General features: G+C 56.4%; 6 protein-coding genes and 1 tRNA gene. 6 read left to right on the top strand and 1 reads right to left on the bottom strand.

What is annotated here, in order from left to right:
- The first annotated feature begins 70 nt into the window (after positions 1-70).
- From A3AY_RS0123535 to A3AY_RS0123565, 6 genes are all read left to right on the top strand, one after another.
- Complete coding sequence (locus A3AY_RS0123535) at positions 71-1,189, top strand: ferritin-like domain-containing protein (RefSeq protein WP_018328146.1); 1,119 nt, start codon at positions 71-73, stop codon at positions 1,187-1,189.
- Entirely contained in the window at positions 1,186-1,668 is a 483-nt protein-coding gene (locus A3AY_RS0123540; RefSeq protein WP_018328147.1) for a hypothetical protein, read from the top strand. The genes A3AY_RS0123535 and A3AY_RS0123540 overlap by 4 nt, the downstream gene beginning before the upstream one ends.
- Before the next feature lie 38 nt (positions 1,669-1,706).
- The gene (gene iolE / locus A3AY_RS0123545) at positions 1,707-2,645 is read left to right on the top strand and encodes a myo-inosose-2 dehydratase (RefSeq protein WP_026203748.1); all 939 of its coding nucleotides are present in this window, start codon (positions 1,707-1,709) and stop codon (positions 2,643-2,645) included.
- Positions 2,646-2,845: 200 nt separating this feature from the next.
- A complete protein-coding gene (locus tag A3AY_RS0123555; protein ID WP_018328150.1) occupies positions 2,846-3,868 on the top strand; it encodes a sugar phosphate isomerase/epimerase family protein in 1,023 nt (340 codons plus the stop codon).
- A 188-nt stretch (positions 3,869-4,056) separates the two neighbouring features.
- Positions 4,057-4,881 (top strand): MBL fold metallo-hydrolase, encoded by an 825-nt coding sequence (locus A3AY_RS0123560; RefSeq protein WP_018328151.1) that lies wholly within the window; start codon positions 4,057-4,059, stop codon positions 4,879-4,881.
- A gap of 38 nt (positions 4,882-4,919) precedes the next feature.
- Positions 4,920-6,575, top strand: a complete 1,656-nt coding sequence (locus A3AY_RS0123565) for an alpha-keto acid decarboxylase family protein (RefSeq protein ID WP_018328152.1) — start codon at positions 4,920-4,922, stop codon at positions 6,573-6,575.
- A 109-nt stretch (positions 6,576-6,684) separates the two neighbouring features.
- Here the strand turns inward: A3AY_RS0123565 and A3AY_RS0123570 are convergent.
- A tRNA-Met gene (locus A3AY_RS0123570) sits at positions 6,685-6,761 on the bottom strand.
- Between the last annotated feature and the right edge of the window lie 162 nt (positions 6,762-6,923).

Raw genomic sequence — 6,923 nt, forward strand, 5'->3', positions numbered from 1 at the left:
CACCGATGGGTCGACGCAAGCCACGTGAAGCCGGCCTGTGCACGCAACTTATCTTCCATGGAGCCTGAGCATGTATTCTTACAGCATTAGGACGCTCGATGAGCTGAAAGAGTTTCTCCACCGGGCGATGCAGCTCGAACATGCAACGATTCCGCCATATCTGACGGCGCTTTATTCGATCAAGCCCGGCGTCAACCAAGACGCAACCCAGGTTTTGCGCGTGATCGTCGTGGAAGAGATGCTGCATCTGACCATCGCGGCCAATATTCTTAATGCCATCGGCGGTACGCCGGATCTTACCAGGCCGGACTTCGCAGCCAGCTATCCCGCCTCATTGCCGGACGGTGAGACCGATTTCAAGGTCAGCATCCAGGCTTTCAGCCGTGAGGCGCTGGCAACCTTTCTGAAGATCGAGCGGCCGGCCCAGCGTCCCAAACATCTCGCTGGCAAGGGCCTGATACAACGCAAGACCCCTGCGAACACCACCGCGCTTGGCAGCCACCCAAGGCACGAAGACCTCCATTTCTACAGTATCGGCGAGTTCTACTCGGCTATCGCAGAAGGCATCGAATACCTGGAAGCCGAAGCGTATCGGCAGGGCACAACCATTTTTACCGGCGACAGGTCGCGCCAGATCACCCCCGAATATTACTATTCCGGCGGCGGCACCCTGTTTCCCGTGACCGATTGGAAAAGCGCCCTGGAAGCCATCGCGCTCATCATCGAACAAGGCGAAGGCGACGGCGGCGACATCTACGACAATGACGAGCACGAACTGGCGCATTACTATCGTTTCGAGGAGCTGGTCAAAGGCCGCTACTACCAGAAGGGCGACCAGCCCGGCCATCCCACAGGTCCGCAGTTGCAGGTCGACTGGGAAGGCGCCTATCCCATCAAGCCGAACCTAAAAGTGGCGGAAATACCCGAAGGCTCGGAACTGCGTGAGGCGGCGACCGCCTTCAACGCGCGCTATGGCGAATTTCTGCAGCTTTTGACGCGCGCCTATAACGGCCAGCCTAGCCTGCTGCTGGAAGCAGTTCCGATCATGTTCGAATTCCGCAACACGATCCTCGAACTCATCCGCAATCCCCTGCCGAACCATCCCGGTATGAACGGCAGCCCCACCTATGAGATCCCCGGCAGTACCAAACAGGCAGCCCCCACCCGGCAGTCGGAGGTAATCGCATGAGCAGCCGTTTCGAGGCATTTTTGGGCATTTCTGTCGAATTGACAGCTTTCTCCCGCTTCGACCTTCTGGGAACGGGCCTCGCGGAACGCTATCTCGCCACGCTCGACAAGGTGGTCGGCGGCGAGATCACCGACACGCTGCTGGCGGCCTTCGTCGCCCTGCCGCCTGCGGAAGGCGAGGCCCGTATCCAGGCGGTGCGCACGACCATCCTGGGCAACGAATTGCTGGGAGACGTGGCCCGCGCGCTGATCAAGCTCTGGTATTCCGGCACTTGGTTCGAGCTGCCCTGCGCCTGGACGGAACGCTTCGGCCCCAGGCCAGCGGATACCACCTTTATCGTTTCTCCCGATGCCTATGTCGAGGGTTTGCTGTGGAAGGCGATCGGTGCCCACCCCGCAGGCGCCAAGGCGCCCGGTTTCGGCTCGTGGGCGTTTCCGCCGAAAATTCCGGCTCTTCCGGAGCTCGTTTCCAAAGCCTGATGCCACTTCCGTTTGTTTCAAAGAACTGGAGCATTGCCATGACGACACAGCTGCATCGACTGACGCCCGCCAAGGTCTGGCTGGGAGTCATCCCCACGCTCTGGTGGAATGATGATTTCATCAACATCGATATTGGCATCCCCTACGAGCAGGCTCTGAGTGAAATGGCGCTCGCCGGCTATGTCGGATGTGGCGTCGGCCATAAATACCCGACGGACCCGAAAATATTGCGATCCGCCCTCGAACTCCGGGGGCTGCGGATTTCCGAGCCTTGGGTGAGCACTTACTTCACCATCAAGGCGATGAAGCGTCATACGTTGGACAATGTCGATGCTCAGCTCGACTTCCTCGAAGCCATGGAAGGGGGCAGCGACGATCCGCGCAGGGCCGATCTGGTCGTCTCCGAGTTCGGTCGGGCGGTCAATCCGCTGCCGGTCGCCCTGTTTCCGAATTGCCCGAACTTCTCCGAGGACGAGTGGAAATATCTGATCGAAGGCTTGCATGAGGCCGGAGAAAAGGCCAGGGCCCGTCACCGCCGGCTCTGCTATCACCCGCATCTGGGAACCGGGGTGATGAAGACGGAAGCGATCCACCGCCTGATGGACGAGACGGATCCTCGCCAGGTCAACATGCTTCTCGATACCGCGCACCAGGCGGCTGCCGGTGTCGATCCGCTGGCGCTGGCGAGAAAGTACGCCCACCGCATCAAGCATGTTCACCTGAAAGACATTCGCGCCAAGGTGGTTGCGGATATTCACGACAAGGCCTTGTCCTTCCAGCAAGGTATCGAGGCGGGGATCTTTACCGTCCCGGGTGATGGCTCCATCCGGACTTTTCCGGAAATCCTCGATGCGTTGGCCGCGGCGGATTTCGCCGGTTGGATCTGCGTCGAAGCTGAGCAGGACCCTGCCAAGGCCAATCCGCTGCAATATGCGAAAATGGGCCGCGAATATCTGCGTGAGCTTCTCGGATGGTAGCGCCGGCGTGGGCTGTTTATTTCAGCCCGATGCCGATCGAGACGGCGGGAGGTCTCGCCTCGATGTCCGTCAAGAATCATCCTGATCTCAGGGCGATCGGAAAGATGCCGAAAGGACGAACAGAGTCGATATCACAATCCAAGGACGAATTTTAAAAATAGATATCTATTGATTTTAAATGGATAGCTGGAGCGACGAAGATGGAAGACGCATTCAAGCGAGATATATATTTCAGCTTCTTTATGTTTACAGCGGATTTGCGACCGAATGACGCGAGCTATACCCAGATCCTCATTCGCCATCTGAAGGCCCTTGCCGACATCGGCTATACTGGCTTCGATGTGCATATCGCCCCAGGGCCGGCCCATGTCGGTCATCAAGCCGAGGTCGAGAGCTATGTCTGCCTCAGGAAGGCGTTCGATCAGGCCGGCTTCCGGGATGTGAAGTTCACAACCAATGTGGGGACCACGCGAACCTTCGATCCGACCTCGCCCTACGAGGAACAGCGCAGGCAGGCTCTGTCCTATCTCAAATCGCGGGTCGATATCACCTCCGTGCTGGGTGGGGAGGATACGATCATGTCGGGGCCGTTCCTCTATCCCTATGGTATCTTTCCGCTGACCGATGACGGTGAACAGATCTGGAGCGACGCGCTTCAGGATTGGATAAAGCCACGATTCGCAGCGGCGCGCTCCATCTTCCAGGAGTTGGCGCAATATAGTTCCGGGAAGAAAGTGAAGCTCGCCATCGAGCCCGTCAAGAACTGGGAAACGCCGGCGCCGACCATGGTCTCGCAAGCGCTGGATTTCCTCGAAGACGCGGACATTCCAGTCTGTGGCGTTACAATCGATACGGCCCAGGTCGTGATGGAAAGCCAAGGCCCGGCAGTCTTCAAGAAAAATGTCGCCCGTGCCGCACGGCAGAGTCGGCTGAATTACGTTCATATCTCCGCACCGGACCGGGGTGCTGTCGAAGACAGCTGGATTCCCTGGGAGATTATGCTGGGCGAAATCGAGCCGGTCTATTCCGGCCCCTATCTCGTCGAAGTCTTCAACGCGATTCCCCCCTTCGAGAGCTCGATGAGAATGACGCGCAGACGCTTCTGGCGGCCCGGCGAGGACGAGCCGGAGGCGGGCGTCGACAGTGCCTACGACGTGGCGCGTGCCGCCCTGAGGACCTTGACCGAGAAGATCGCGTCCCACGGTCGCCGATCTCGTCCGTGACGGCGCTCAGCCGCGCATGTCGGAACAGACCAAGGACGCTGGAGAGCTCTCATCGGCGAGGTGGCAATACCCGCAACGACACCTCCATCCAGCACCTCCGGGGCCCGCATGGTGGCCAATCCTGTCTGGCCGCCCTGCCCGAGTGAACGTCAGACCTCAGCAAACGACCTTGAACCAGGGAGATACCTATGGTGGCGCAATTGCCGGATCCCATTAAAATCGTCAGGCGAGCAGGCGATGTCCGTATCCATACTTTCATTTCGTCTTTCACCGACGACAATATCGCCAATGCAACACACATAATCGAAAGCAGGAACAAGCTCGTTCTCGTCGACGGGCAATTCCTCGTTCCCTACGCGCTGCAATTCAGGGAATATGCCGCCGGCATTGGCAAGCAGATCGAACGGATTTACCTGTCTCACCGGCATCCCGACCATTGGTTCGGCCTGGGAGCCGCATTTAGCGACATTCCGATTTTTGCATTGCCGGAAACCATCGCGTTCCTGAAGCAGCATGGGGAAGATTCCCTGAAAGACCATTGGAAAATGGGAAACCTTGCGCCAAAGAGCCTGATAATTCCCGAACAAACCGTCCGCGCCGGCGAAGAAATCATCGACGGAGTCAAATACGTATTTGATGAAGTGGTTGATACGGAGATCGATTTTCTTCTGACCATAGGCCTTCCGGACCTCGGCGTTTTTATTGCGCAAGACCTGATATATAGCGGAACGCATCTTTATCTTACGAAGTATATGGAGCATTGGATTGGAATTTTGCAGCATATGCTGCTGTCTGACTATGACATTTTCCTTCCAGGCCACGGATTTCCGGCCGACAAAAACGAGGTTGCCAGGAATATCGAGTATTTGTCCGTTGCCATGGAGGCCGTTGGCAAGGGCCTTGCAAGCGATGCTTTCAAGCAATTCATGATCGAAAGATTTCCAGAACGAAAATGCCCCGCAATATTTGATATATACATGCCGCGCCTGTTCGATAACGCGAGCGAGTTTTAGTCTATTTCCATTGCCGTCAACAGGGGAGCCTTTGGAACATGGGCGAGAAATACACGGTTGGACAATATCTGGTCGACAGACTTTATGAGTTGGGTCTGCGGCACCTGTTTTCCATAGCGGGCGATTATTCGATCGAATGGGTGAACAGCTATGTCGAGAAAAGCGGTATTCAGGTCATAGAAGAGGTCAATGAACTGAACGCCGGCTATGCGGCTGACGGCTATGGGCGAGTGAAAGGGATTGCTGCTCTGTGCGTTACCTATTCCGCAGGGGCGCTTTGCACAACAAATGCGATCGCCGGATCTTACGTCGAGAAAGTGCCGGTTGTTCTGATCAACGGGGCACCAAGCATCAAGAAAACGCTGACATTCGAACAGACCGGCTACAGTTCGCATCACTTCATCAGCGGACGGGAAACGGATCGGCAGGTGTTCGAATACATAACGGCCGCTGCAGTCCGCATCGATAGCCCTCATCTTGCGCCAATGCTCATAGACTATGCGCTGACGCAATGCATCACGGAAAGACGTCCGGTCTATATCGAGTTGCTGGAGGATATGGTCGACCTGGAATGCACGCGTCCGTCGAATGCATTGAGAGCGGCGGCCGTCATATCCGACGAAGACAGTCTAAATCAGTCGCTCGCGCAAATCAGCGAAAGACTGCAAAATGCTACTAAACCCCTGATCTGGATCGGTGTCGAGATCGACCGGTTCGGCCTTCACCAGCAGGCGGAGCGGCTCATCCAGGACCTCAAAATTCCCTACGTGACCGAGTTTTTGAGCAAGGCCATCCTGTCGGAAGACGATGCCCAATTCGCCGGGGTGTTTGACGGCAAATCATCGTCACCCTATGTCCAGTCCCTGGTGAAAGACGCCGACTTCGTCTTGGCGCTGGGCGTCTGGTTGACGGACATCAATGATCTGGGCTGGCCCATCGATCTCGATAAAACCGCGTTCGCCTCCTGGGATACGTTGAAGTATGGCACGAGCTTCAACGCACAGGTTTCGCTGGCGGATCTCGTCAACGGCTTGATTGATAGAAGGTTGACATGCAAAGCCCAAACTCTTCCGGCGAAAACAGCCGCGCAAGCGCCTGTCATGAATCCGGCAGACGAACTGACATATCAGGGCTTCTACGATTTCATTCAGCATCAGATCGACGGAAATACGATCGTTGGTGCCGACGCGAGCCTGAATTATTTCGGCAGCATGCTTCTTGACGTGAGTGCTCGCCGCGGTTTCATCGTTCAATCATCCTATTCGGCGATCGGTTATATTGGGCCTGCCGCGACAGGGGTTTCTCTGGCCAAGCAAGATAAGCAGAGGCTGATGGTCTTTTCGGGGGATGGCGGGTTTCAGATGACCGCTCAATGCCTTGCGACACAAACCCGTTTCAATCTCAACCCGATCATCTTCGTGATGGATAACGGGATCTACGGCGTGGAGCAATGGCTTGCCGATGCATCGGTTTTCCATGGCAACAAGCCGTTCTACAAGTCATGCATCCTGCATCGATGGAATTACAGCAAGTTGGCAGAGGTCTTCGGCTGCCGAGGCTGGAAGGTGCACACTTATGGTGAATTGGAGGAAGCCATCAATGGCGCCAAGGAAAACCTGAACAGCCCGTCCATCATCCAGGTTCTCGTGCCTCAGCGGTCGATCCCCGACAATGCGAACTGGAAAGAAAGCTAGAACTATGTCCGATGTCGAAGAACGGATGGGACAGGCAGCCAGCGGTGGGGCTAGAAACAGAAAAACCCTTGTGCGTGGGGGCACGAGGGTCGGGTATTTTTGGGGATTTTGGTTGCGGGGGCAGGATTTGAACCTGCGGCCTTCAGGTTATGAGCCTGACGAGCTACCGGGCTGCTCCACCCCGCGTTATCTCCGCATTCGGCTTTAGCCGAATGTCGGTATTACCAGCGCAATCCGTTAGGATTGTCGCGTCCGCATTCGGCTTTGCCGAATGTCCAGCGTTTTGCGTGAGCAAAATCGCCACTCTTACCAGCGTTTTGCGTGAGCAAAATCGCCACTATTACCAGC

Source organism: Rhizobium giardinii bv. giardinii H152, from assembly GCF_000379605.1.
GTDB lineage: Bacteria > Pseudomonadota > Alphaproteobacteria > Rhizobiales > Rhizobiaceae > Pararhizobium > Pararhizobium giardinii.

What these genes read in the sequence shown, in the direction of transcription:
- A3AY_RS0123535 (WP_018328146.1), top strand. Translation starts at nt 71, where the DNA reads ATGTATTCTTACAGCATTAGGACGCTCGATGAGCTGAAAGAGTTTCTC.
- A3AY_RS0123555 (WP_018328150.1), top strand. Translation starts at nt 2,846, where the DNA reads ATGGAAGACGCATTCAAGCGAGATATATATTTCAGCTTCTTTATGTTT.
- iolE (WP_026203748.1), top strand. Translation starts at nt 1,707, where the DNA reads ATGACGACACAGCTGCATCGACTGACGCCCGCCAAGGTCTGGCTGGGA.
- A3AY_RS0123560 (WP_018328151.1), top strand. Translation starts at nt 4,057, where the DNA reads ATGGTGGCGCAATTGCCGGATCCCATTAAAATCGTCAGGCGAGCAGGC.
- A3AY_RS0123540 (WP_018328147.1), top strand. Translation starts at nt 1,186, where the DNA reads ATGAGCAGCCGTTTCGAGGCATTTTTGGGCATTTCTGTCGAATTGACA.
- A3AY_RS0123565 (WP_018328152.1), top strand. Translation starts at nt 4,920, where the DNA reads ATGGGCGAGAAATACACGGTTGGACAATATCTGGTCGACAGACTTTAT.